Raw genomic sequence first — 1,779 nt, forward strand, 5'->3', positions numbered from 1 at the left:
TGCTTCTACGTCAAGCCCAACGGCAACACCATCCAGGTTCAGATCGACCGTAACGGCGGCGATGGCGATGGCCTGGTCTGGGTGGATGTGGAGCCGTTCACCCTGGACCTGAACAAGGCTCCCACTGGCTTTGCCGGCGAAAACCCGGTGCTGGGGGTGATCCTAGACGAGGTGACCCGGCGGCCCATTCCCATTCCCGGCTTCCAAGAGCTGGCCTCAGCGGATGTAAACCAGCGCCGCCGCAACGACACTGGCGAAAACAACCATCAACTGCAGCCAGCTAGGGAAACGCGGGTGAACGCCACTGCCATCAGCGGTACCCTGCCCTCGCGGCTGCATCAAACTGCCGGCGGCATGCACAACTTCCTGCGGCTCAACGAGCTGTGGAGAGATGTCAACCTCTTTTTCAGCGGCTCGATGATCCAGCTCAACTACAGCACCTACGCCACTGGCCCCTTCCTGCAGCACAGCTTCGAGCCGCCCAGCCTAGTGTCAGATCCAACCTTTGTGCGGGGCTTCGACTACTACTACCCACCCAATCGCCGCTTCGGCTATGACGTGGGCTTGCAAATTGCCCGCCGCCCCGGCCCTGTGTCGGCTCGCTTCCAATTCCCCTCCAACACGCGCACCGAGTTCTTGCGGGAGCTAGATCCACAAGATCCGTACGTGCGGCGGCTGCGCTGCGCACTCCAGGATCAGCCGGGTGTGCAGTTGGATCCGTCTGCCCGGATTGGTGGCTGCGAGGAGTTTAACTGATACTGACCTGGCCGGTCAGGGGCAGATTTAGGGTAGGGGCAGAAGAGGGAGGGATCCATGAACAAGTGGCGGCTTTGGCAGCAACACCAAGCGGAGGGTTTCACCCTCATTGAAGTCTTGGCTTCGGTCGTCCTCGTGGCCCTGGCCATGGCTGCCCTGGCCCCTACCCTCACGGTGATTGCCTACCGGCGTGCCATGAGCGAGCGGGTGGAGCTGGCCAACCGCCTAGCCCAGGAAGAGGTAGACCGCATCCGCACTCTGGTGGATATCGAGCTGGCTGCCAACCCTCGCGCTTTTCAGGATCGGGCTCAACTGGCCCGTCTGCCCAGGGTGGGAGCCAACCCGCTGGCAAATACCCCACCTCCTACCGATATGGACACAGATGGGAACAACTATTCCATTCGCGTGGCTCGGGTCCAAGTGCCGGGGCGTAACCCCGAAGAATACGTCATCCAAACCTTCCGCGACGCAGGGGCACCTTGCATCGACCGCCGTGAAAACAGGGTCATTGAGGGGGTGCCCTGCAGCTTTCGCATGGGGGTGAGGGTTTACCACCGCTTTTCTTTTGATCCAAACACTCGCCGAGCGCTGCCTGGCTTGAGGGCGGAGGTGGTTTCGGCTAACCAGAACTTGGCCAATGCCAATGTCTGGCTCTTTCCACTAGCCACCTCCTTTGTAGAAGTTAACCCTGCTGCCAACTTGGGAGATGTTTGCCGGCAGATAGCCATTGCCAGAGGCGAGAATCCCAACCAGAGGTGCCGGGCTTTCCCCTTGCCTAACTGACCTGCTGTACCCTGAGGTAGAGCCTAAGTTCCTTCCTGCAAAACCTGTTGAAAGATGGAGGTGTTGGCCTGTGTTGATCTTTCGCCGCCAAGCCAGCAGAGGGTTTACCCTCATCGAGCTTTTGGTGTCGCTGGTGGTAGCCTCGATCTTTCTGCTGGCCACCGCGATGATTGTCATCGAGACGATGCGGCTGGATCGGGAAGAGACGGGCCGCACCCAGGTGCAGGCGGAGCTGACCCA

At 60.3% G+C, this 1,779-nt stretch carries 2 protein-coding genes and 1 pseudogene; all 3 read left to right on the forward strand.

Translation table 11 applies throughout. The annotated features are described in order from the left end of the window. A pseudogene (locus NW807_RS00660) lies at positions 1-756 on the forward strand (type II secretion system protein); the annotation flags it as partial. A 57-nt stretch (positions 757-813) separates the two neighbouring features. Further along, a complete protein-coding gene (locus NW807_RS00665) occupies positions 814-1,539 on the forward strand; it encodes a prepilin-type N-terminal cleavage/methylation domain-containing protein (protein ID WP_414424999.1) in 726 nt (241 codons plus the stop codon). A 70-nt stretch (positions 1,540-1,609) separates the two neighbouring features. Beyond that, positions 1,610-1,779, forward strand: a 170-nt coding sequence (locus NW807_RS00670; RefSeq protein WP_414425000.1) for a PilW family protein, incomplete at its 3' end; no start/stop codon positions are given.

This window comes from Synechococcus sp. R70.1, assembly GCF_047461675.1.
In the GTDB taxonomy this organism is placed as follows: Bacteria; Cyanobacteriota; Cyanobacteriia; order Thermostichales; family Thermostichaceae; genus Thermostichus.